This is a genomic window from Deltaproteobacteria bacterium (assembly GCA_020848745.1).
In the GTDB taxonomy this organism is placed as follows: domain Bacteria; phylum Desulfobacterota; class Binatia; order UTPRO1; family UTPRO1; genus UTPRO1.
This window is the reverse complement of record JADLHM010000115.1, coordinates 1-23,645: the sequence shown is the minus strand read 5'-3', so window position 1 is coordinate 23,645 and position 23,645 is coordinate 1. Positions and strand designations below refer to the sequence as shown.

Here is a 23,645-nt window from a genome sequence, read left to right as displayed (position 1 = left end):
GGCGGCTACGCGATCGCCTTCGCCTCCCGGAGCTTCGCGATGTCCGCGGCCGAGAAGCCCCAGTCGGCGAGCGCCTCGTCGGTATGCTGTCCCGGATGCGCGGGCGGGCACTGGATCGCGCCCGGCGTGCGGCTGAAGCGCGGGGCAGGCGCCGGCTGCACGACCCCCTTCACCTCGGTGAAGGTGCCGCGAGCCGCGTTGTGCGGGTGGCGGGGCGCCTCGCTCATGCTGAGCACCGGCGCGAAGCACACGTCGGTGTTCTCCATGATCGCGCACCACTCGTCGCGGGTCTTGGTGCGGAAGATCGCCGCCATCCGCTCCTTCAACGCCGGCCACTGGTCGCGATCGAACTGCACCGGAAGCTCTTCGCCCGCGAGCCCCGTGTGCTTCAGCAAGAGCTGGTAGAACTGCGGTTCGATCGAGCCGATCGAGACGTACCGGCCGTCCTTGGTCTCGTAGACGTCGTAGAAATGGGCGCCGCTGTCGAGCATGTTGACGCCGCGCTCGTCCTTCCAGAACCCGATGGCCTTGATGCCGTAGAAGATCGTCATGAGCGACGCGGCGCCGTCGGTCATCGCGGCGTCCACGACCTGCCCCTTCCCCGACGCCTGGCGCTCCACGAGCGCCGCGAGGACGCCCATGACGAGGTACATCGTCCCGCCGCCGAAATCGCCGACGAGATTCAGCGGCGGCACCGGCACCTCGCCGGAGCGGCCGATGGCGTGCAGCGCACCCGTCAGCGAGATGTAGTTGATGTCGTGGCCGGCCGCGTGCGCGAGCGGACCCTCCTGTCCCCACCCGGTCATGCGGCCGTAGACGAGACGCGGATTGCGCTTCGCGCAGACGTCGGGGCCGAGCCCGAGGCGCTCCATCACGCCGGGACGGAAACCCTCGATCAGCACGTCGGCCTTCTCGACCAGGCGCAGCACCGTCTCGACGCCGGCCGGAGACTTCAGGTCGACGCCGATCGAGCGGCGACCGCGTGCGAGCAGGTCGGCCGGGGGCGACTCGGGATCGCCGCCGCTCACGTTCTGGGCGCGGTCGACGCGGATCACGTCGGCGCCGAGATCGGCGAGCAGCATGCACGCGAAGGGGCCGGGGCCGATGCCCACGAGCTCGACGATTCTGATTCCGGAGAGGGGGCCTTGGGTCTTGGGCATGGGGCGATGGCGTACCAGGCGGGGAACCCTGCCTCAACCGCGACGGGAGGGGTCGCGGTCGCGCCATGGTCGCGCCGGCCGGCGCGCTGGCGGCCATGGCGGCCGCGTGGTCGGAAGGAATCGCTCGGCGCACGGCCGACGCCCGAGCGAATGCGCTAGTCGGGAGTCGGCGCGCACCCGGCGCCGAATCACCGTTGCACCGCGGCGGAGCGCGCTGCTACTCCCGGAACTGGCCCGCCTCTCATGCTTCGCCCGATCCTCCGTAGCCTCCCGCTCGCCGCCGTGCTCGTGACCGGCCTCATCGCACCCGGGGCGGGCGCCGCGACCTTCACCGTCACCAAGATCGCCGACGGTGCCGACGGCGCCTGCGACGCCGACTGCTCACTGCGCGACGCGGTAATCGCCGCCAACGCGGCGCCCGACGCCGACACGATCCTGCTCCCGGCCGGCACCTACGTCCTCGGCGGCGCCGGCTTCGAGGATCTGGCGGCGAGCGGCGACCTCGATCTCGCCGGGTCGGTCACGATCACGGGTGCGGGCGCCGACCTCACCATCGTCGACGGCGGCGGCGGCGACCGCGTCTTCGACGTCGTCGCGACCGCGACGGTCGCGCTACGCGGCCTCACGATTCGCAACGGCCGCGTGCCCGACGGCGACACCCAGGGCGGCGGCGGCCTCCTCTGGAACGAGCCCGACACGGGACGCGCGCTCACCCTCACGCTCGCGGACGTGATCGTCACCGGAAACGATGGCGGGCGCGGCCTCGACGGCGGCGGCGGCATCCGCATCGACCAGGAGGGACCCCTGGCGTCGTCCGTGACCATCAGCGACAGCACGATCAGCGGCAACACGCTCGCCGACGGCGACGGCGGCGGCCTCCACCTCTGCTGCGAGAACCTGACGGTCGCGATCGAGCGCACGACCATCACCGGAAACACCGCCGTCGACGACCCGAGCGTGGCGGGCCTGCACGGCGAGGGCGGCGGCATCTACCACTGCTGCAACGACACCTCACTGACGGTCAGCGACAGCACGGTCAGCGACAACGACGGCCCCACGCAGGGCGGCGGCATCTATGCCTGTTGCGGACAATCGCTGAACACGCTCGTCACGCTCCACGGCGCGACCGTGCGCGGGAACCGCGCGCTCGGCGCGGGGACGTTCCAGGGCACCGGCGGCGGCATCGAGGGCGAAGGCGCGGTCCTGCTCGTCGACAGCACGCTCAGCGGCAACCAGGCGCGGCGCGACGGCGGCGGCATCGACAACGAGGACGTGCTCGTCATGCGCAACGTCACGATCGCCGGCAACACGGGAGGCCGCGGCGGCGGATTCTATGAGGACGGACTCCAGACGACCCTCGCGAACGTGATCTTCGCCGACAACGTCGAGCCGCCGGCGACCGCGGCGAACTGCGGCATCGCCGCCGGCACCGATCCGCTCGTCTCGAACGGCGGCAACGTGAGCGGCGACGCATCCTGTCCCCTCGCCGGCATGGGCGATCTCGTGAGCGTCGATCCGCTCCTCGGCCCCCTCGCCGACAACGGCGGCCCGACGGCGACCCATGCGCTCGACCCGACGAGCCCCGCCGTCGACGCCGGCAGCGACGCCGCGTGCGACGCGGTCGACCAGCGCGGACACCCGCGCCCGGCCGACGGCGACGGCGACGGCGCCGCGCGCTGCGACGCCGGCGCCTTCGAGCTCGCCGCGGCGATCGAGAACTGCGCCAACGGCTTCGACGACGACGGCAACGGACTCGTCGATTGCGACGATCTCGCGTGCGCCGGCCATCCATTCTGTCCGGAACGCTGCGCCAACTGCATCGACGACGACGGCGACGGCGCCGTCGACCGCGACGACGCGGACTGCCCGCCGCGCGCCGACGGCGCGGATGCGGGCGTCGGCGACGCCGCGCGGGGGAAGCTCGTCGCGAAGTGCGCCGCCGCGCTGCAGAAGGCCGGCGCCAAGGCGGGCGCGGCGCGCGCGAAGACGCTCCGCGGCTGCGTCGCCCGCCTCGCCGCCTGCGTCCAGAAGAAGCCCGGCGACGCGGCGTGCGCCGCCAAGGCCGGCGAGGCCTGCGGCGCGGCGCTCGCGGAGCTCGCGCCCGGTGGCGCGAAGGCGCGCGCGACGATCGTGGCGCGCTGCGAGACGCTCGCGAGCGGCGAGCTCCTCGGGTCGGCGGGCCTCGGCTGGAGCGCGGAGGCCGGCCGCTGCGCCGAGCTCGACGTCGCCCCGCTCGCCGGAGCGGACGACGTGGCGCGCTGCCTCCTCGCGGAGCACGCCTGCGCCACGGATCGCCTGGTCGCGCTCGAGACGCCGCGCCTCGGCGAGCTCCTGGCGCTCGGCGCCGTGTCGCCCGGCGCGCTCCGCTGCCCGCCGCTTGCCGTAAGCGCGGGCGGGAGCGGGCTCGGCGCGCGCGGCAAGGTCGTCGATGCGTGCACGCGCGCGCTCCAAAAGGCCGGGACCAAGCTCGCGAGCGGAGCGGCGGCGGCGCTCCGGTCCTGCGCCGGTCGGGTGCTCGCGTGCCGGCAGACGAAGCCGAGCGACCCGGACTGCATCGCGAAAGCCCGGACCTGGTGCCCGAAGCGGGCGGCCGCGATCGCCGCGCTCGCCGCGCGGGTCGCCGACGCGGTGGCGAAGCGATGCGGCGCGCCGCCTCTCGCGATCGGCGAGATCCTCGGCGCGACCGGCGCCGGGTTCCAGGCCGCGGCGCCGCTCTGCAAGGCGCTCGGCGTCGCGAGCCTCGACTCCGTGACCGCGGTGAGCGACTGCCTCGAGCGGCATCACGCGTGCCGGGCGCGGCAGCTCGTCGAACGCGAGCTCCCGCGTCTCGACGAGCTCCTGCAGAGCGGCGGCGGCTTCCCCTGAAGCGACCGGAATCGCCGCGCGACCGACCCTATTCGAGCGGGAGCTCGCGGCCGCGAGCCGCCGGCTCGAGACGTTCGGCTTCGATCGCGCGCGCGCAGCTGTTCCAGCGCAGCATCGCGTCGTCGTTGCCCGGCGGACGAATCGCCTCGGCGCGCTCGTACCACTCCATGGCCTGCCGGAGCCCGTCATAGACCGACGAGCGCACCGCGTTGCGTTGCTTCAGGAGCGCCCGTGCCGTCCGCTCGCAGACGATCCCGGTGTAGTAGGCGCGCTCGTACCGGTCGCTCAAGCGTTCGATGAGACTCCGCGCCTCGCGGGCTCCCCCCGCGGGCCCGGAGACGCCGAACTGATCCGTGAGCGAGAGCACGAGACCGCGAAGCGCGTCCGCGTTGCGCTCATCGACGGCGAGAACGTCCCGGTAGATGCTCTCGGCCTGCGCCGGGTCGTTGCGGAGACGATAGCCCTCCGCCTTCTCCAGGGCGTGCGGGATGCTTTGCGGCGAGATCTTCTTCAGCTCGAGCATCGGCGGCGCGATCGATATGACCCGACCCCGCGCGCGAGGTCAACCGCGGCGCCGATCGCTCCCGGACTCAGAGCGGCGGCTTCGCGATCGTGTCGAAGTCGCTGGCGTCATGGCGCTCGGGGAGCTGGCCCGACGGCTCGCCCCACATGCGGTTCACCATGACGCCGCGTTTCACGGCGTGACGCGCGAGGATCCGATCGGTCCAGCGAATGACGTGCGTGTACTCGAGCACGCTCAGGAACTCCGCCGCGCCGTAGATCTCCCCCTTCACCAGCGCCCCGTACCAGGGCCAGATCGCCATGTCGGCAATGGTGTACTCGGGACCGGCGACGTACTCGCTCTCGGCGAGCCGGCGATCGAGCACGTCGAGCTGCCGCTTCACCTCCATCGCGTAGCGGTCGATCGGGTACTCGAGCTTCACCGGCGCGTACGCGTAGAAGTGCCCGAAGCCGCCGCCGAGGAAGGGCGCCGCGCCCATCTGCCAGAAAAGCCAGGACAGGCACTCCGCACGCGCCGCCGTCTCGGTCGGCAGGAACTCGCCGAACTTCTCGGCGAGGTGCATCAAGATCGCGCCCGACTCGAAGACGCGGATCGGCTTCTCGGAGTTCGAGCGGTCGAGGAGCGCCGGAATCTTCGAGTTGGGGTTCACCGCGACGAATCCCGAGCCGAACTGCTCTCCGGTGAGGATCACGATGGGCCAGGCGTCGTATTCGGCGCCCGTATGACCCTTCGCCAGCAGCTCCTCGAGCATCACGGTGACCTTCACGCCGTTCGGAGTCGCGAGCGAATAGAGCTGGAGAGGATGCTTGCCGACGGGCAGCTCCTTCTCGTGCGTCGGGCCGGCGATCGGCCGGTTGATGCTCGAAAAGCGGTGCTCGGCGTCCTTGTTCCAGGTCCAGACCTTCGGCGGCGTGTACTCGGACGTGTCGGCCATACGGATCCCCTCCATTACGCCCGCGTGCCGCCGCACAACCGGAGCCGCGGCACCGGCTTCCGGTGCGCGCGCCGAACGCGCGCGGCTACCCGAAGATCTTGCGCATCAGCATCGCGATCGGGTCGTAGAAGCGGTCCACGACGCGCTCCTTCAGCGGGATGATGCCGTTGTCGGTGATGTGGATGTGCTCGGGGCAGACCTCGGTGCAGCATTTGGTGATGTTGCACATGCCCGAGCCGAACTCGTCGCGCACGGCGGGGATACGATCGGCGGTGTCGAGCGGATGCATCTCGAGTGACGCCAGGCGGATCATGAAGCGCGGGCCGACGAAGCTGTTCTGCTCGCGGCCGTCGCGATCACGCAGGACGTGGCAGACGTCCTGGCAGAGGTAGCACTCGATGCACTTCCGGAACTCCTGCACCCGATCGACGTCTTCCTGGTACATGCGGTACGCGCCGTCGGAATCGCGCGGCTTCGGCTGGAACTTCGGGATGCGCCGGTTCTGTTCGTAGTTCCACGAGACGTCGGTCACGAGGTCTTTCATCACCGGAAACGTCTTCAACGGCTGGACGGTGATGGTCTCGCCCTCGGGCAGCGAGTTCATGCGGGTCATGCAGGCGAGCCTCGGCTTGCCGTTGATCTCCATGCTGCACGACCCGCACTTCCCGGCCTTGCAGTTCCAGCGCAGCGCCAGGTCGTTCGCCTGCCGCGCCTGGATGCGATGGAGGACGTCGAGCACGACCATGCCCTCGTCGACCTCGATCTCGAACCGCTGGAACTCGCCGCCTTTCGCGTCGCCGCGCCAGACCTTGAATGTCCGTGTCGTCGCCATGTGCCCCGCCCTACTTCACGTCCGCGCCGACCGCGCCGCTTTCCAGGTCTTCGATCTTGGCATTGGCGATCGCGACGAGACCGGGAGGGCCCGCGGGCTTCGGCCGCTTCTCGATCTCCATGGTCCCGTCGGGACCGCGCTTCACGACGCAGTTGAAGTTCGCCCACTCCTTGCTCTCGCCCGGATGGTCGAGACGGGTGTGGGCGCCGCGGCTCTCCTCGCGCATGAGCGCGCAACGCGCGACGGCTTCCGCGGTGACGAGCAGCGACCGCATCGCGAGCGCCTCGTGCCAGCCGGGGTTGTACTGGCTCGCGCCGGGCGCCTTCAGCGTTTCGGCTTCCTTCTTGTGCTGCTCGATCTCGGCGATCGCCTGCTCGAGCTCGTTCTTCACCCGCACGATCCCGACGCCCTTCGACATCGTGTCCTGGAGCTTCTCGTGGAGGAGATACGGATTGGTGCCCTTTGCGCGATTCAGGATGTCGGTCGCCGACCGCACGGCGGTCGTGACCTGCGCGTCCTGCACCTGCGGCGCCGACGCGAGCTTCCGGATGTAGGCGGCGGCGCCCTCGCCGGCCAGCTTCCCGAACACGACGAGGTCGGAGAGCGAGTTGCCGCCGAGGCGATTGGCGCCGTGCATGCCCGCGGTGCACTCGCCGGCCCCGAAGAGCCCGGGCACCGACGACATCTGCGAGTCGGGATCGACCTTGATGCCGCCCATGAAGTAGTGGAGCGTCGGTCCGACCTCCATGGGCTCCTTGGTGATGTCGACCTCGGCGAGCTCCATGAACTGGTGGTACATCGACGGGAGCTTCCGCTTGATCGTCTCGGCCGGGAGGCGCGAGGCGATGTCGAGGAAGACGCCGCCGTGCGGCGACCCGCGTCCCGCCTTCACCTCGGCGGTGATCGCGCGCGCGACCTCGTCGCGCGTCAGGAGCTCGGGCGGGCGGCGAGCGGTCTTGTCGCCCTTCAGCCAGCGATCGGCCTCCTCGACGGTGTCGGCGGTCTCCGGCGCGAAGCGCTCGGAGATGTAGTTGAACATGAACCGCTCGCCCTTGTTGTTCTTGAGGACGCCGCCGTCGCCGCGCACGCCCTCGGTCACGAGGATGCCGCGCACCGAGAGCGGCCACACCATGCCGGTCGGGTGGAACTGCGTGAACTCGAGGTCCATGAGCTCGGCGCCGGCGCCGTACGCCATCGCGCCGCCGTCGCCGGTGTACTCCCACGAGTTCGACGTGACCGGCCACGCCTTGCCGCCGCCGCCCGTGGCGAGGATCACCGCCTTGCAGCGGAAGATCACGAAGCGGCCGGTCTCGCGCCAGTAGGCGAGGAGCCCCGCGACCCGGTCTCCGTCCTTCAGGATCTCGAGGCCGTTGCATTCCATGTGGAACGAGATGCCCGAGTGCACGCCGTGATCCTGAAGCGTCCGGATGAGCTCGAGGCCGGTGCGATCACCGACGTGCGCGAGGCGCGGATAGCGGTGGCCGCCGAAGTTGCGTTGCGAGATCAGGCCTTCCTTCGTGCGGTCGAAGACGGCGCCCCATTCCTCCAGCTCCCGCACGCGCGCCGGCGCGTTCTTGGCGTGCAGCTCGGCCATGCGCCAGTCGTTCAGGAACTTGCCGCCGCGCATGGTGTCGCGGAAGTGGACCTTCCAGTTGTCGCGCTGGTCGACGTTGCCCATGGCGGCGGCCATGCCGCCCTCGGCCATGACCGTGTGCGCCTTCCCGAGCAGGCTCTTCGAGATGACGCCCGTCGAGAGCTTCTGCGCGCTGCACTCGATCGCGGCGCGGAGGCCGGCGCCCCCGGCGCCCACCACCAGCACGTCGTGATCGATCGTCTGGATCTCGGAGACGTTCAGCATGGCGGCGCCGGGCTCAGCGGCTCCAGGTGTTGAGGTCGGTGATCACGCCCGCCGAGAGCAGGCGGACGTAGAGGTCGGTGACCATGACCCAGACGAGGCTCAGCCACGCGAACTCCATGTGCCGCTCGTTGAACCAGGTCGCCTTCTTCCAGGCCCCGTATTTGAGCGTCGCCTTGCCGCAGGACATGCAGTCGGTACCGCCGCCGATCATGTGCCGGAAGGAATGGCAGCCGAACGTGTACGCGCCGATCAGGACGGCGTTCAGGGTGAGGATGATCGAGCCGACGCCGACCCCGATGCGGCCGTCCCACCAATACGACACGATCGCGTCGTAGGAGAGGATGAAGACGAAGAGCACCGCGAAGTACATCGCGTAGCGATGGAGGTTCTGGAAGAGGAGCAGAAACGTCTCGCCGCGGTACGGGCGGTTGCCCGCGAGCGGACCGACCGCGCATCCCGGCGGCGAGCCCGCGAACGAGCGGTAGTACGCCTTCCGGTAGTAGTAGCAGGTGAACCGGAAACTCCCGGGAAAGGCCAGGATCAGCACCGCCGGCGAGGCCGGCAGGAACGACGGCCACCAGGTCGGCCAGGCGCCGAACCACGCATGGTGCAGCCCTGCCTCGTCCCCCGGTGCGGCGAACAGGAGCGGAGAATAGAAGGGCGAGAGATACGGTCCCCAGTGATAGTGCACGCCCTGGAGCGCGGCCCACGTCGTGTAGACGACGAACGTGAGGAAGACGACGGCGGTGACGGCCGGCTCGACCCACCAGCCGTCCTTCCGCTCGGTGGCGCCGAAACCTTCGACGTGTCCGCCGACCGCGGACGGGTGGGGAGCCATGGGCGGCGGACTATAAAGAGGCGGTTTCGGGTCCGCAAGCAACGCGGCGCATTAGATGGGTTGATCGGTATTATCAGATCGGCAGACCAGCGCGAGGCGCGTCCGTCCGGCACCGAGACGCCGAGCGCACGCGTCGATTTCTTCTTGACCCGTGCACCTCGCGGGTGTGAACCTCCGTCGAGGTGGCCCCTTCGTTCGGCGGGCCGCTCAATCCCAGGCAACGACGGTCGAAAGGTGGTCTCTCAATGGCTCGTTCCAGAGTTCTGTCCGGCGCGTTCGCCGCGCTCGTGATCGCCGCTCCGGCGCTGATCGTTCCCAAAGCGCTCCACGCCGCGACCTATCCGGGCACCAAGTGCGTCGCCGACAAGCTCAAGGCCGCGAGCGGCAACTGCAAGGCGGTGCTCGGCGCGTGGTCCAAGTTCGTCGGCGGGGGTGGCGCCGACACGGCGAAGCGCGACGACGCGCTCGCGAAGGCCGCCGCCAAGATGACCGCTTCCTGGAGCAAGGCCGAGACCAAGGCGACCGCCAAGGGCGCGGACTGCATCGACACAACGCTCGCCGACGGCGCCATGCAGGCGCTCGTCGCCAACGCGGTCTCGGACATCGTCACCGACGTCACGACCGGCCTCACGCTCGGCAACCCGGGCGACGCCAAGTGCGGCGCCACGCTCCTGAAGGCGGCCGCGGGGTATTGCGCCAGCCTGCTGAAAAACGAAGCGGGCTTCGTCGGCAAGCAGTCGGCCGGCACCGCGAAACGCGACGCCGGCAACGACAAGGCGGACGACAAGTTCGACAGCACGGTAACCGCCGCGCTCGCGGGCTGCCCCACGGCGGCGACCCTCGCGTCCCTCGACGAAGACGTGGACGGGCTCACCGAGGACGTCGTCGGCAACAGCATCGTTTCCCCCGTCGTCGACGACACCCAGTTCACCATGATCTCGCCCGGGGAGAACGACGGGGTCGTCTACGAGGGCACCGAGCTGCACCCCGTCTGCTCGCACGGCACGCCGTACCACTTCTTCGTGAAGAAGGGATCGACGAACAGGCTCCTCGTCTACTATCAGGGCGGCGGTGCGTGCTGGAGCACGCTCACCTGCGCCACGCTCGGGACGTTCGACCAGGACGTTTCGCTGACGGGGCTGTGCCTCGGAGGCACCAACGCGCAAGAGTCCTGCACCACGATCGCGGACTGTCCGGACCAGAGCGCGGGCACCTTGTGCTACGGCGACAACCCGAACAACGCCACGAGCGGCCTCAACGATCTCACGAACCCGCTGAACCCGTTCAAGGACTGGAACATCGTCTTCGTCCCGTACTGCACGGGCGACGTGCATTTCGGCGACACGACGTGGAGCTACGGCGGGACGCCGATCCGCCACAAGGGCTGGCACAACGCTCTCATCGCGGAGAAGTGGGCGCGCGAGCATTTCGTCGCTCCCGAGGATCTCCTCGTGACCGGCTCGAGCGCGGGTGCTCTCGGCGCCTTGTTCAACGCTCCGCACAACCTCGAGGTGTGGCCGGCGGCGCGGTCCGCGGTGCTCGCCGACGCCGAGAACGGCATCATTCCGCCGGACTTCTTGAACACGCCGGGCTATGGCCTGCAGCAGTGGAACTTCGAGGGGCATCTTCCGGCGATCCCGGGCGTCGCGGAATCCATTTCGGACGGGACGGGAATCCGGGCCTACACGGAGGCGGTTGCCGCGTACTATCCGAACACGCGCTGGGCGCACTACACGACGGCCTATGACGGCGCGATCGGCGGGCAGACCGGCTTCTACAACATCATGCTGAACCCCGGCAACGTGTTCGAGTGGACCAACTGGTGGCACGCGACCTGCGCGTGGAACTCGGCGATGGTGGCGGGCGCGCACGCCATGGCCGCCGCCGCGCCGTCAAACTACCGCTACTACATCGGCGCCGGCGACCTGCATACGATGTGGGGATCCGGCAAGGTCTACACCGACACGAGCGGCAACGTTCCGACGATCGTCGACTGGGTGAGCGCGATGGTGCATCGCACGCCCGGCTGGAACAACGTCGAGTGCGACAGCCCGACGTCGTGCGGCACTCTCCTCCCGGGTGACTTCGTTCCGACCATTCGCCAGTGCGAGGGCGGGAGCAACGACGGTGCGTCATGCAGCACCGATGCGGAGTGCCCGAGCGGCGTCTGCGGCTACGAAGCTCCGTTCAGTGTGGTGGGCCCGGACATCGTCATCACCTGCCCCTGAGCCGCGGGCATCACGAGGCGCCCCAGGAAAGCGACACGGGTCGAGGCCGCCGCTGGCGACCTCGGCCCGTGTCATCTGAGCCCGCCCGCACACCCACCTTGTCCGTACGAGCCGCATGGGCTACACGCCTCCCATGCGGCTCGGGGTCTTCTCCGGGCTGCCAGGAGCCGCGAGCGGAGACCGACGCATGCTAATCAATCTGTCGTCGCGGCCCGCCGCCGAAGCATCGAGCCTGGTGGATCTCCTCGGCGAGTGTCACCACCGGATCCGCCACTTCATTGGCCTCGCATGCGCAGTCGCCCGGCGGCGGGATGTGCCGGCCGTCGAGGCGGCGCAGGCTTGCGCCGATGCGATGCGCTACTTCAGCGAGGCGCTGCCGCTGCACGTAGCGGACGAGGAGCAGAGCATCGCGCCGCGTCTTCGTGATCGAAGCCCCGCCGTGAACGACGTCCTCGACGCTCTGAGCGCTCAGCACCTACGGCACGATGCCCGGATCGAGCTGTTGCTCCGCGCGCTCGCCGAGGTGCGGCGCGCGCCTCTCGACGAGGCCGCGAAGAGCCGGCTCGCCGCGGTCGCCGAGCCGTTGCAGACCGAGTTCGAGGAGCACCTGGCGCTCGAGGAGCGCGTGATCTTTCCCGCCCTTCGCCACGAGGTGCCCGCGGAGACGCAAACATCGATCGTGGACGAGCTCCGGGAGCGACGTCGCGCCTCGCAGCGGCAACCTCGATCGACCCCGGCACAGGAGGACGAACCATGAGCACACCCGAATCGGCGGAGCACGGCGTCACCTTCGATCTCGCGACCATCGCGCAGGAGCTTCGAAACGAGGAGCCGTACGTCCGCGAAGGGCACACGGCCCGGACGCTCCTTCGGGCATCGGACCTTCGCGTCGTCCTGATCGCGGTCCGCGCGGGGAGCACGATCTCCGAGCACCACGCGAACGTCACCGCCGCGGTGCACGTTCTCTCCGGGCGGATTCGCTTGCAGCTCCCCGATCGAGCCGTGGAGCTGGAGGCCGGCCAGCTCCTGGTGCTCGGCCCCGGCCTCGCGCATGACGTGCACGCCCAGACCGACGGCGCGTTTCTGCTCACGTTGGGCTGGCGGACGGGCCAGTAGCGCGGGGGGGGATGCCATGAGACGGCGCCTCACGATCGAGGTGAAGCGAATCTACGAGGCTCCCGCGCGCTCGGATGGCTGCCGGATCCTCGTGGACCGCATATGGCCCCGCGGCATCTCGAAAGACGCGGCGAAGCTCGACGCGTGGCTGAAGGACGCGGCTCCGAGCGCCGAGCTTCGCTCGTGGTTCGGTCACGACCCCGCGAAGTGGGCGTCCTTCAAGCGCAAGTACTTCCGTGAGCTCCGTCGGCAGGACGGCATCGTCGAGCAGCTCGCGGACGCCGCGCGCGGAAAGACGATCACCTTGCTGTTCGCGGCCAAGGACGAGCTGCACAACAACGCCGTGGCGCTCAAAGAGTACCTGGATGGGCAGCTCGGCACCCGGGGCGAGCGGAGGTAACGACGCACGCCCTCTATCTGTTCGCTGTCTGGATCCACATCCTCGCCGCGATGGTCTGGATCGGCGGCATGCTGTTCCTGGTCCTCGTCGTCGTGCCCTGGCTGCGGGGCGGCGGACAGATCGAGGCCGGCGTCTTCTTGCGTGAGACCGGAGTACGCTTTCGCAACGTCGGCTGGAGCTGCTTCCTCCTGCTCCTGATCACCGGCACGTTCAACCTGTGGGTTCGGGGCGTTCGCCTGTCGGACTTCGGGCGCGCGGAGTGGCTGGCGTCTCCGCTGGGGGAGACCGTCGTCCTCAAGCTCGGCGTCTTCCTGCTGGTGCTCGTGGTGAGCGCCGTCCACGACTTCGTCGTGGGGCCGCGAGCGACCCGGGCGATCGCCGCAGACCCCCGGTCGCCCGGAGCACAGCGTCTACGGCGGCGAACCTCCGTCCTCGGTCGCGTGAACGTCGTCCTGGCGCTGATCCTCGTCGCCGCGGGGGTGATGTTGGTGCGCGGAGTGCCTTGGTGAGCACGACGTAGCCCGTACGCGCGCCGCGCTCATTGGCTCTTGCGTACCCGGCAGTCGAGCGCACCGCGCTTGAGCGCGCAGACCGGATTCACCCCGGGCGGACCCGCGAAGCGGACCTGCCCGCAGAGCGACGACGTCGGCTTCAGCCCTTCGAGCAGGATGCGCGCCGTAACCGGCGGCACGATCGTCGACGGGTCGATGCCCGGCAGGACGGCCTTGAGCGTGATCTTCACCGCCGCCGGCTTCTTCTTCGCCTGTCCGATCTTGAGCCCGCGGAGGCCGCCCGTTCGACTCGTGTACGCGAGCTTCTTCCAGCCGGTCTTCGTGGCGGCGTCGAACGCGCCGGGCGGCGCGTCGAAGGTTGCGACGGCGGCGCCGGTACCGTCCTCGACGGTCACGCGCGCCCCCGTGACCGCCGGCTGCAGCAAGGGTGCCCCCGGAAGCGAGAGCGCCCCCTTGAGGACGAGCTTCTCCTTCTTCAGCCCGAGGACCGGCTTCCTCACCGGAGAACCGCCCGTGCAGGCGTCGCAGGCGTCGCCGTTCCGGTCCCCATCGGCGTCGGCTTGATCGGCATTGCCGACGGCGGGGCAGTTGTCCGCGCAGGTGACGCCGTCCGCATCGCCGTCGGCCGGGTCGCGGCAGGGTGGCGGCGTCGCGGCCGAGCGCGCCGTCAAGGTGAGGGCTGCACCCGTGGGTGCGAGCGCGAAGTCGAAGCCCGGCCCGACGTTCTCGACCTCCACGGCGTCGAACACGCCTTTGAACTTCTTGCCGGGGAGGACTGCGAACGCGTCTCCCGGCTGCGGCAGGTAGCCGTCGAGGAAGCGCAGCGTGAGCGTGCCCCCGAGGCGGACGGCGCCGCGCGCGTCGAGGACGTCGAACGCTCCGGGCGTGCTCCCGCCCACCTCGATGACGAGGACCCCCGCCTGGTCCTGCGTGAAGTCGCCGTCGACGACGATCGTGCCGGGCGTCGTTCCGAGCGCGCCGGCCCCGAGGCCGCTCCGGCCGACCGCCGGCGTCGCGGCGTCGCGCCGCAGCCGTCCCGCAGAACGGGGAACGACGATCGGGGAGAGAACGGTGATGCCGGGGTCGATCGTTCCGTCGTTGATCAACCCGACGGATCCCACCTGCAGCGTCCCCGAGCCGCTGACCGTGCCGTTGGCAGCGACGTTCATCCCGATGTCGGTCGTGATCGTCGCGTTGGCCTGCATCCTCACCACGCCGCCGCCGCCCCCGACCTGGCCCACCCGCAAGACCTCCAGCGCGTGCACGACGCCGCCGTCCACGCCGATCGCGCCGGCGCCGTTCGTGCCGGCCCAGCCGAGCTGGATGATTCGACAGCGCAGCGAGCCGCCGTCGTCGAGGCCCACTTCGCCGTCGAACTCGCGCCCGATGACACAGAGACCCGCTTGCGGATCCACTACGTCCAACCGCGTGGTACTCCCAAAGCCAAACAGCGCCACGACACCGCCGCCGTCCTTGCCAACGTGCAGATCGCCTTCGATGTCGCCCTCCGCCCCGCGGCTCAAGTACAAGAGCGGGTTGTCCACGCCGCCGACGAACACACTGCCCAATACGTCGAGCTCTGACGGGTCTCCGTTGGCATGGCGGCCTTCAATCCAGAGTGAGCCCTCTTTGATGTGAACATCCTGGCCGACATACACGTCGCCGCCATTCTCCGCGGAGACAAACCCACGCACACTTTGTCCGATGAACAAATTGCCCGAGAGCGCCCACAGTGAGGCTTGATGGTTGCCGAGACCGATGCCCTCGACGTCCACTCGCGAATCGTCGCTGATGGCGCCGAAGCTCACGTAGCCGTCGTTCGAGCTCACGCGCCCGCCGCTCTCGATGGTCAATTCGCCGGTCGTGCCATGACCGACGGCGATGTTGCCCGTCTCCCAGAGCGAGCCATCTCCGCCCACCACCGCCGTGCCGGGCGCCGTGGACAGGCCACCCAGTCGTGACTCGGCGCTGCTCAGTTGACCGCCGTTGGCCACGAACAGGTCGCCCGGGCCTTTGTCGCCGATACTCAAGCGGCCCGTGCCGTTCAGGGTGGTGCCGCCGTTGAACACCCATAGATGAGCGGTGGGCGGACTCAAGGGATTCGCCGGAGACACCCCGCCGACCACGGCGTGGATGTAGGTGCCCGTGCCCGAGGTGATCTTCACCGTCGCGCCGTCGTTGACAGTCAACGCCGGCTCCGTCACCGAATCGTTCAGGAGATTCAAGGCGAGGTTGTTGAAATCGACGGTGTTGGTGTCCGAGACGATCATGCGGCCCACCGGAAACTGGCCCGCGCGGCCCCGAGGGCCGGCGTCGATGGTGTACTGTCCGTTCAGAGCGAAGACGACCGCAGCGCCGCGACCGGGGTCGCCTTGCGGATCCCAGTTCGTGGCCGTGTGCCACGAGCCACCGCTCGGGTTGATCCAGTAATAGGTGCCAGGCTCGAGCAGGAAGGCGCGCGTCTGGCCGTTCAAGGAACCCATGCCGACGATGTGCCCCTGTTCGTTGATGGCACGGGCAGATTGCAAGACCCAACCCGAACCAGGGTCGATCAGGCTGTTCAGGTTCTTCATCTGGCCGTTTTCCCACAGCATGGCTCGGCCGTCGTATACGTGCGGAGCCGCACCCGATTCGCCGACGATCAGCCCGGCGTTGTTGATGTCGTAAGCGGTGGAGTTGGTGCCGCCCAGGTCTTGCACCCCGCCTCCCTGCGACACGAAGGCGTGCCAGTCGTCCAGACCCGCGTTCACCAAACGGCCGACCACATCCCCATGGTCGTTCATGCCAAACCCCAGACTTTTCGCCCAGCCCCCTGTGCCCAGGTCCTGCATCCCGCCATTCCACAGGTAGGCGTGATGGGTATTGTCTGGATAGGGAGCAATCGTCGAAAAGCCCGCCACCTGCCCGCTCTCGTTGATGGCATTGCCCCAACTGCCATCCCCGCCCAGGGAGCCCAAATCCGCCATGCCGCCACTCCACCGAAAGGCGCGCAACTTGTAGGCGGCATTGTCTGAGTGGCCTGCAATCTGGCCCGCGTTGTTGATGGCCAGCGCATGGCTCTGTAGGCCGCCGGGAAACGTGCCCAGGTCTTGCATGGCGCCGTTTTGCCACAGAAAAGCATGCGTGCGACCGTTGCCGGTGACGGAATAGCCAACAACTTGCCCGGCGTCGTTGACACCGTGCGCCTCGCTGCTGCTGCCGCCGAGCGTGCCCAGCCCCGTCATCACCCCATCATCCCAGAGAAACGCCTGGTACCCGCCGCCGGGGTTGTACATACCCGCCACCTTGCCGTTCTCGCTGATGGCGTGCGCCTCGCTGGCGCCCCCCAGCGTGCCCAGGTCGGTGACGGTGTAGGCGAATTGCGCGGGGGGACCGGCTCGAAAAGATGCCGGCACAGATGGTCCGGGCTCAGCCGAGCCGGGCGAGACCGACAGGATCGCGATCATGAGAATCGGCAGCAGTACGTTCCCTGCGCGTCGGAACCGCCTGGACGTCGTCTGAGCCGGGCTCGGCATGCGCTGTTGCGGAGGAGGGGTCACCGCTGGCGAAACCGGCACATCGGGAACGAAGCATCGCGGCGCTCGCGGTCGCAGCGATGGCCACGCGTCGTATCCCGTGCTCACGGCGCGCGCTGCGCCGGGACGCAGAGCTCCTTCTGCTTCAGCTTCTCGAGGACGCGCGCTCCGAACTGATCGACGATGCCTTGCGTGATTTTCACCTTCGGGCAGGTGATCGGGTAGCAGACGTAGTCGTCGACGAGGCCCTGGCCCGCGAGCGGGACGACCGGCACGCTCGATGCGGTGACAAGCTTCGCGACCGGCGTGCAGTACTTCTTGGCCCTCCCGATCTTGCACCCCACCGCATCGTAGAGTCCGCCGGCGAGCGACGGCAGGCTGACGACGCCCTTCAGCTTGAGCGGGTCCTTGACGCCGAAACATTCGAGGTGGTCGAAGATCGCCTCTTGGCCGAGCTGCATGCGGATCGTTCCCGTGGTGCTGCCCGATCTTCCGGCGAGGGTACCACCCGGCGCGCCGACAAAGTCGATGCGGTAGGTGATGTCGAAGAAGCTGTCGACGTTCCAATCCCCTCCCATCCGCGTGAGGGTCGTGTGTCCCGGACTCGGCAAGCCGAAATCGGTTCCGGCCGTGATCCGCAGGAGGTCGAAGTCCGGATCGCCGGGCGGGAGCTGACCGTTGAGCTGATGGAAGTCGGTGTCGAAGCTCTGTACCGCCGCACCGGGGGACCGCGGTGCGCTGTGCGTCTGCCCGGTCACGTTGGTCATGGTCAGGGAGCGCGTATAGCCGGCGAGCGTGCCGGTGCCCTGCATCTGCATCGCGAGCTGCGCTCCGAAATCCTGGACCTCGCCGCCGAGGCTGCCGCCCGGACTCGCCATGATGGCGGCGAAGCCCGTGAGCTCGCCCGTGATCTCGATGGTCGTCCCGAGGGGCAGGCCGTCGATGATCTCGAGCTTGTCCGACGGGCTCAGGTAGCCGTCCGGGCACGCCACGGTCGGCGCCGCCGGCGGCAAAGCGGCGCTGCCGCCGCTGTCGGGGGCGGTGCACGGGGCCGCGAATGCGGACGTCACCGCCAGCGCGGCGAGAACGACGGCGGCCGCGATCGTCCTCCCGCTGCGAACTCGAAGGCGCGAGACGCGGAACACAACATGCATGGCGCTACCCTCCTTCGCCGGTGCGTTCCCGGCATCAGGAGAGGCTACGACCCCCTGGCCTATCCGCCCTGATGGAGATCACACACCCAAGTGACCAGCGTCACGTCGGCACGGGCGCGGAGCGTTCTCATGCGTGTCTCGCCAGGGCGGCGCGCCTCGATGGCAACGCCGCCCTGGCGAACCGAGGTGCGCTCAGGGTTCCAGGAACTCGGACTTCTTGTTGAGCCGCCAACCCTTACCGCCCGGCAGCTCCGTCCACCGACCGCGTAGCGCCCATTCGTTCGACCCCACGAAGACCTGTGTCCGCATGTCGGCCACCGCGGCGCTGCCGTCTCCGTAGGCCTGCATCGTGAACGCGTAAGCGCCGTCCTTGCCCCGAACCTTGAGGGCATAGACCCCACCCTGCTGCTTGGCGAGCTTGTTGCGGTACTTCCATGCGGTGGCCGTCGTCTGGGAAATCGCGCCGGCCAACAGGGAGTCGCGATAGAGCACGGTCCCGTCGCTGCTGGAAAGCTGGATCACCAGGTGCTCGCTCGAAAAGTCGATGCCGGCAGACGTGATCAGGCGGCCGTGGAACGCCAGCTGGTCGAGTCCGCTCGTCAGCTTGATGCGCGACGGGTCGTCGCAGATCGGCAAGCGACAGCTATTGAGGCAATCGTCGATCGGCTTCTGCGGCTTGTCGAGCCGGCAGCCGCCGATCGTGTTGCCGTCGTCGCAGGTCTCCTGATCGTTGGCCTGCACCACACCGTCGCCGCACGAGGTGCAGTCGAGACGGCACTCGGCCTGATTCGTGATCGGATCGATCGCGAGATTCGGCGGGTCGCAGGTCTCGCCCGCATCCACCACTTCGTTGCCGCAATTGGGCCCGATGCAGCTACCGTTGTTGGTGTAGACGCAAAGGAAGCCGCCCGCCTGGGAGTCGCAGGCGTCGTCCGTGCACGGATTCGCGTCGTCGCAATCGACCGCCGGACCGTCGCAGATCCCGCTGCCGTCACAGACATCGGGCTGCGTACAGAAGTCTCCGTCGGAGCAGTTGGTCCCGGCGGCGGCGAACCCGTCGCTCGGACATGTCGTCCCTGATCCGTTGCAGTTCTCCGCAACGTCGCAGGCGCCGGCAGCCGCGCGACACACGGTCGTCGCGGGCTCGACGGCGTCCGGCGGACAGCTCGGGTTCCCGGCCGCGCAGGTTTCGGCGATGTCGCAGACGCCGGCCGCCGCCCGGCAGACCGTCGCCGGCGGCTGGAAAGCGTCCACCGGGCAGTTCGGACCGCTTCCCGTGCAGCTCTCGGCGACGTCGCAAACGCCGGCGCTGGCGCGGCATTCCTGTCCGGCAGGCGCGAAGCCGTCGACCGGACAGGCGGCGGCGGATCCGCTGCAATTCTCGGCAACGTCGCAGGATCCGGCGGCTGTACGACATACGACGTCCGCACCCTGCAAGGCGTCGGCCGGGCAAGCGGCGCTCACGCCGTCACAGGTCTCGGCGGCGTCGCAGACGTCCGTGGCCGGGCGGCAGGTGGACCCGGCGGTGAGGAGGACGTCGCCGGGACACGGTCCGCCGAGCCCGCTGCAGGTCTCCTCGGCATCGCACGCGTCGACGGCGGCGCGGCAGACCGTTCCGGCGGGGACGAAGCAATCGTCCGTGACCTCGTTGCAGGTGTTCCCGCAGGCGGGGCCTCCGAGGCAGGGATCGACGGCGGCGACGCACTGGGAGGTCTGGAGGTCGCAGGTCTCGGCGCCGTTGCAGAAGAGGCCGTCATTGCACTCCGAGTTCTGGAGACATGGCACGCACGGAGCGATCACGATCCGGAAGGGATCGGCGTCGACGTCGCCGACGACGTCGTCGCACGCCGCGTCGCTCGGGCCCGCGGGGCAGCCCCAGTAGTTGTTCTCCCCGTCGATCGTCGGCGCGGCGGCTCCGGTGACGAGGCCGCTGTCGTTCCCGAGGATCGCGTTGTCCTCGATCGTCACGGTGGCGCCGACCTGGAGGCCGCCGTACGCGTTGCCGATCGAGTCGAAGACGCTGACGCCGTTGCGGAAGCCCTGGATCCGGTTGCAGCTGGCGGTGATGCTGACGGTGGCCGGCATCACGTTCGGGAACGTTCCCGAGGGCAGGCTCATCGGCGCGCTCTGCGACTGGATGAAGATGCCCGACGTCGGCGGGGTCGTACCCGACCCGCCGACGTTGCCACCGTCGATGACGTTGCCGGTCATCACGACGGGACCGTTGCCACGCAGCGTGACGCCGTACGCCCGGGTCCCCGCCGAGAACGTGCCGGAGATCAGGATGTCGTTGTCGAGGATGTTGACCGGCGCGTTGGTCAGCGCCGGCGGCAGGCGCACGAACACGGCCGTACTCGACGTGGCGATGCCGACGTCCTTCTGGATGGTGTTGTTCTGCACGACGACCGGGTTCTCCAGACCCACGCCGGCCGGAGCCGTGCCGCCGAGATAGACCTCGAGATCGAGCGCATTGCCCGTGAAGGCGCTGAAGGTGTTCTCACGGATGGTGATGTTGGACATCGCCACCCCGCTGCTTCCGTAGAACTTGAACAGGCCGATCGCCGTCCCGCCGCCCGTGAAGGTGGAGTCCTCGATCAGGGCGTCGCGCATCTCCTCGGCGTAGATCGCCCAGTTGACGTTGTTCGTGAACGTCGAGTTCTGGATCGTCAGGCCCGAGAACTTCGACGTGTTGTTGTCGTTGGCGACGTAGATGCCGAACTTGTTCCCGGTGAAGCTGGTGCCGGTGATGGTGAGCCCGGCCACCTGCGCCGTGGACGAGGTGCGGATGCCGATGTTGGCGGTGGCGAACGAGCTGTCCGTGATCGCCACGTTGGTCACCGGGAAGGCCGCCCCGAGCGAAACGTCGATGCCGCGCGAGGTCTGGCCGCTGAAGGCGACCCGCGTGATCTGCGTGTTGTTGCTGGACGCGCTCTGGAAGGCGATGCCGATGGCGCCGTTCTGCAACGTGAAGTCGCTGAACACGATGTTGCTGGTGCGGACCGAGAACGCCGTCGTCGTCGGCTGCACGAACGTCGTGCCGATGCCCGCGCCCGTGATGGTGAGCGACTTGGTGAGCGCGATCGACGAGGGGACCGGGAACGACCCGGCGCCGATCAGGATCGTATCGCCGCTGCTCGATGCCGTGACGGCTTGCGCGATCGTATTGCAGCTCGGGACGACGACCGTGCAGGTATTCGAGCTGTCTCCGGGAACGCCCCAGGTCGTCGCCGCGCGTGCTTCGCGGATCGAAGCGGCCGTGAGCAGGACGAGGGAGAGAAACGCCGAGGTGCGGAGTCGTTTCGACGGCATGGGTGGTGGCCTCCGGTGGATTCTTTTGAGGTTCGTTCGACGGACGAGCCGGTCGCCGGGCGGGGCGATTCGCGAGCGGTCATTGCACGGCGCGCGCCGATGATCAACTGCTTTCTGTCGCTCGGAAGCTCGTCCTTGCTCGCAAGCATGGTGCCGGCGGCGTAGTGTTCCCCATCTCGCACGCCGCGCGGCGCGTAGCGCGCGCTCGAGGGAGGATGGTGGCGCATGGCGAAGAACACGAGGCGTACGGCGAAGCGCACGCATGATCGGCGGCCTTCGGGCCCGCTGCCGGCGAAGCTGCTCGACACGATGGACGCCTACTGGCGGGCGTCGAACTACCTCGCGGTCGGGCAGATCTACCTCTTCGAGAACCCGTTGCTGCGCGAACGGCTGACGCGCGCGCACGTGAAGCCGCGTCTGGTCGGCCACTGGGGCACGACGCCGGGCCTGAACTTCGTCTACGTGCACCTGAACCGCATCATCAAAGAGCGCGACCTCGACATGATCTACGTCATAGGCCCCGGGCACGGCGGCCCCGCGATCGTCGCGCACGCCTACCTGGAGGGTACCTATAGCGAAATCTACCCCGACGTGTCGCAGGACGCCGAGGGGATGCAGCGCCTCTTCAAGCAGTTCAGCTTCCCGGGCGGCATCCCGAGCCACGTCGCGCCCGAGACGCCGGGCTCGATCCACGAGGGCGGCGAGCTCGGCTACGCGCTCTCGCACGCCTTCGGCGCCGCCTTCGACAACCCGGATCTGGTCGTCGCCTGCGTCGTCGGGGACGGCGAGGCCGAGACCGGGCCGCTCGCGACCGGCTGGCACTCGAACAAGTTCCTGAACCCCGCGCGCGACGGCACCGTGCTGCCGATCCTCCATCTCAACGGCTACAAAATCGCCAATCCGACGGTGCTCGCCCGCATCCCCGAGAGCGAGCTCCGGAAGCTCTTCGAGGGCTACGGCTGGGAGCCGCACTTCGTCACGGGCCACGAACCTGCCGCCGTCCACCAGCAGATGGCGGCGACCCTCGACACCGTCTTCGCCAAGATCGCCGACATCAAGACGCGGGCGCGCCGCTCGGGATTCACCGGCCGGCCGACCTGGCCGATGATCGTGCTCCGCACGCCGAAGGGCTGGACCTGCCCGCCGACGATCGACGGCAAGCGCGCCGAGGATTACTGGCGGAGCCACCAGGTTCCCATGGGCGACATGGAGAGCCGCGCCCACGTGAAGATCCTCGAGAAGTGGATGAAGTCGTACCGTCCCGAGGAGCTCTTCGACCGCAGCGGTCGCCTCCTTCCCGAGATCGCCGCGCTCGCGCCCGTCGGCGAGCGGCGCATGAGCGCCAACCCGCACGCCAACGGCGGCCTGCTCTTGAAAGAGCTCCGCCTCCCCGACTTCCGCGACTACGCCGTCGAGGTGACGGCACCCGGCGCGGTCGACGCCGAGGCGACGCGCGTCCAGGGCACCTTCCTCCGCGACGTCATGAAGCAGAACCTCGCGTCACGGAACTTCCGCGTCTTCAGCCCCGACGAGAACAACTCGAACCGCTGGCAGGACATTCTCGAGGTGACGAACCGCTGCTCGGTCGCCGAGATCTACCCCTACGACGACCACGTCGCTCCCGACGGCCGCGTCATGGAGGTCCTGAGCGAGCACCAGTGCCAGGGCTGGCTCGAAGGCTACCTCCTCACCGGGCGCCACGGCTTCTTCAGCTGCTACGAGGCGTTCATCCACATCATCGATTCGATGTTCAACCAGCACGCGAAGTGGCTGAAGGTGTGCAACCACATCCCGTGGCGACGGCCGATCGCCTCGCTCAACTACCTCCTGAGCTCGCACGTCTGGCGCCAGGACCACAACGGCTTCTCCCATCAGGACCCGGGCTTCCTCGACCACGTCGTAAACAAGAAGGCCGAAGTCATCCGCGTCTACCTCCCGCCCGACGCCAACTGCCTGCTGTCGGTGACCGACCACTGCCTGCGGAGCCGGAACTACGTGAACGTCGTCGTCGCCGGGAAGCAGCCGGCGCCGCAATGGCTCACGATGGAGGAGGCCGAGCGGCACTGCACCGCCGGCATCGGCATCTGGGAATGGGCGTCGAACGACCGCGGCTCCGAGCCCGACGTGGTGATGGCGTGCTGCGGCGACGTGCCGACGCTCGAGACACTCGCGGCCGTGGACCTCCTGCGCACCCACGTCCCCGGTCTCAAGGTGCGGGTCGTGAACGTCGTGAACCTCATGAAGCTGCAATCGCCGCACGAGCACCCGCACGGCCTCCCCGACTACGAGTTCGACGCGCTCTTCACGACCGACAAGCCGGTGATCTTCGCCTTCCACGGCTACCCGTGGCTGATCCACCGCTTGACCTACCGCCGCCACGGCCACGAGAACCTGCACGTGC

General features: G+C 68.9%; 16 protein-coding genes. 7 read left to right on the top strand and 9 right to left on the bottom strand.

What is annotated here, in order from left to right; genetic code table 11:
• Positions 1-5: 5 nt before the first annotated feature.
• Positions 6-1,160: a CoA transferase gene (locus IT293_17655; GenBank protein ID MCC6766490.1), complete on the bottom strand. Its 1,155-nt coding sequence runs from the start codon at positions 1,158-1,160 to the stop codon at positions 6-8.
• 243 nt (positions 1,161-1,403) lie between these two features.
• Between IT293_17655 and IT293_17650 the strand changes: the two genes are divergently transcribed.
• On the top strand, positions 1,404-4,025 hold the full coding sequence (locus tag IT293_17650; GenBank protein ID MCC6766489.1) for a right-handed parallel beta-helix repeat-containing protein: 2,622 nt from the start codon (positions 1,404-1,406) through the stop codon (positions 4,023-4,025).
• A gap of 28 nt (positions 4,026-4,053) precedes the next feature.
• Here the strand turns inward: IT293_17650 and IT293_17645 are convergent, their stop codons facing one another.
• From IT293_17645 to IT293_17625, 5 genes are all read right to left on the bottom strand, one after another.
• Positions 4,054-4,548, bottom strand: a complete 495-nt coding sequence (locus IT293_17645; protein ID MCC6766488.1) for a hypothetical protein — start codon at positions 4,546-4,548, stop codon at positions 4,054-4,056.
• Positions 4,549-4,615: 67 nt separating this feature from the next.
• Positions 4,616-5,482 carry a glutathione-dependent disulfide-bond oxidoreductase gene (gene yghU / locus IT293_17640; GenBank protein MCC6766487.1) on the bottom strand — a complete coding sequence of 289 codons (867 nt, stop codon included), beginning with the start codon at positions 5,480-5,482 and terminating at the stop codon, positions 4,616-4,618.
• An 85-nt stretch (positions 5,483-5,567) separates the two neighbouring features.
• Entirely contained in the window at positions 5,568-6,314 is a 747-nt protein-coding gene (locus IT293_17635; GenBank protein ID MCC6766486.1) for a succinate dehydrogenase/fumarate reductase iron-sulfur subunit, read from the bottom strand.
• 10 nt (positions 6,315-6,324) lie between these two features.
• Positions 6,325-8,172 carry a fumarate reductase/succinate dehydrogenase flavoprotein subunit gene (locus IT293_17630; GenBank protein MCC6766485.1) on the bottom strand — a complete coding sequence of 616 codons (1,848 nt, stop codon included), beginning with the start codon at positions 8,170-8,172 and terminating at the stop codon, positions 6,325-6,327.
• 13 nt (positions 8,173-8,185) lie between these two features.
• Positions 8,186-9,010: a succinate dehydrogenase gene (locus IT293_17625; GenBank protein MCC6766484.1), complete on the bottom strand. Its 825-nt coding sequence runs from the start codon at positions 9,008-9,010 to the stop codon at positions 8,186-8,188.
• Between the two features lie 245 nt (positions 9,011-9,255).
• Here IT293_17625 and IT293_17620 point away from each other — a divergent pair, with 245 nt between their 5' ends.
• The 5 genes from IT293_17620 to IT293_17600 all read left to right on the top strand — a co-directional run bounded on the left by IT293_17620 (position 9,256) and on the right by IT293_17600 (position 13,263).
• Positions 9,256-11,238 (top strand): hypothetical protein, encoded by a 1,983-nt coding sequence (locus tag IT293_17620; protein MCC6766483.1) that lies wholly within the window; start codon positions 9,256-9,258, stop codon positions 11,236-11,238.
• Positions 11,239-11,425: 187 nt separating this feature from the next.
• Positions 11,426-11,995: a hemerythrin domain-containing protein gene (locus IT293_17615; protein ID MCC6766482.1), complete on the top strand. Its 570-nt coding sequence runs from the start codon at positions 11,426-11,428 to the stop codon at positions 11,993-11,995.
• Entirely contained in the window at positions 11,992-12,354 is a 363-nt protein-coding gene (locus tag IT293_17610; protein MCC6766481.1) for a cupin domain-containing protein, read from the top strand. Before IT293_17615 ends, IT293_17610 begins: the two co-directional genes overlap by 4 nt.
• A 16-nt stretch (positions 12,355-12,370) precedes the next feature.
• A complete protein-coding gene (locus IT293_17605) occupies positions 12,371-12,754 on the top strand; it encodes a DUF488 domain-containing protein (GenBank protein MCC6766480.1) in 384 nt (127 codons plus the stop codon).
• Positions 12,755-12,804: 50 nt separating this feature from the next.
• Entirely contained in the window at positions 12,805-13,263 is a 459-nt protein-coding gene (locus tag IT293_17600; GenBank protein MCC6766479.1) for a CopD family protein, read from the top strand.
• A gap of 29 nt (positions 13,264-13,292) precedes the next feature.
• On the opposite strand, the gene IT293_17595 is transcribed toward IT293_17600, so the two are convergent.
• From IT293_17595 to IT293_17585, 3 genes are all read right to left on the bottom strand, one after another.
• On the bottom strand, positions 13,293-16,712 hold the full coding sequence (locus IT293_17595; GenBank protein MCC6766478.1) for a hypothetical protein: 3,420 nt from the start codon (positions 16,710-16,712) through the stop codon (positions 13,293-13,295).
• Between the two features lie 173 nt (positions 16,713-16,885).
• On the bottom strand, positions 16,886-17,935 hold the full coding sequence (locus IT293_17590; protein ID MCC6766477.1) for a hypothetical protein: 1,050 nt from the start codon (positions 17,933-17,935) through the stop codon (positions 16,886-16,888).
• A gap of 192 nt (positions 17,936-18,127) precedes the next feature.
• Positions 18,128-21,244 (bottom strand): right-handed parallel beta-helix repeat-containing protein, encoded by a 3,117-nt coding sequence (locus IT293_17585; GenBank protein MCC6766476.1) that lies wholly within the window; start codon positions 21,242-21,244, stop codon positions 18,128-18,130.
• Between the two features lie 225 nt (positions 21,245-21,469).
• Here IT293_17585 and IT293_17580 point away from each other — a divergent pair.
• On the top strand, positions 21,470-23,645 hold a 2,176-nt coding region (locus IT293_17580; protein ID MCC6766475.1), incomplete at its 3' end, for a phosphoketolase family protein.